The organism is Pedobacter panaciterrae, assembly GCF_013204795.1.
In the GTDB taxonomy this organism is placed as follows: Bacteria; Bacteroidota; Bacteroidia; order Sphingobacteriales; family Sphingobacteriaceae; genus Pedobacter; species Pedobacter panaciterrae.
Genome location: NZ_JABMKW010000019.1, coordinates 1 through 688, shown reverse-complemented (window position 1 = coordinate 688; position 688 = coordinate 1). Strand labels below are relative to the sequence as shown.

The 688-nt window shown below is 48.0% G+C and carries 1 protein-coding gene; it reads left to right on the top strand.

Annotated features, from left to right (window positions below):
• Positions 1 to 688 (top strand): immunoglobulin domain-containing protein (locus HQN86_RS18790; RefSeq protein ID WP_216854450.1); only part of this gene is annotated, 688 nt, incomplete at both ends.

Sequence of the window (688 nt, the reverse complement as noted above, 5' to 3'; positions counted from 1 at the left end):
GCTCCTGCACTGGCAGCTATCGTTACCAATAACGAGACCATCAGTTCAGGCCAGACCGCTACGCTTCAGGCCACAGCCGATGCGGGCAATACCATTAAATGGTATGCAGCAGCAAGTGGCGGAGCATCATTGGCTACCGGACCAAGCTTTACCACTCCTGCTTTAGCAGCTACCACTACTTATTATGTAGAGACTGAAAGTGCATCAGGTTGTGTGAGCTCATCAAGAGTGGCAGTGAAAGTAACGGTAACCAGCGGACCTGTAAATCCGAACTGTAATGCAGCAACAGCACAACAAAGCGGTATAGATGGTCTTTGTTTATTATGCGGAGTAGACAATCCTGGTGCATCGACTGATGCGAATGCTACCAATTTCACCAGCATCCATTTGGCGGTAGGTGTAGGGGCAACGGGTTATCAGCGTCTGATTTTTGCAAGTGCAGGATCAGCTACCGACAGTATCCGTTTAGATCTTGAGACCCCAACAGGTCTTGCAGATGTAAGTGTACTTGGAGGTGCTACTGTTACTGTGTTGAACGGTACAAGCGTGGTGAACAGCTATCCGCTGAATTCGAGTCTTTTAAAACTTAAACTATTAAGCGGCAACAGGTTTAAAGCTACTGTACCGGCTGGGGGTATCTACGACAGAGTAGAGATCCGTTTCGGTGCATTGGTTTCTGCTTTAGACA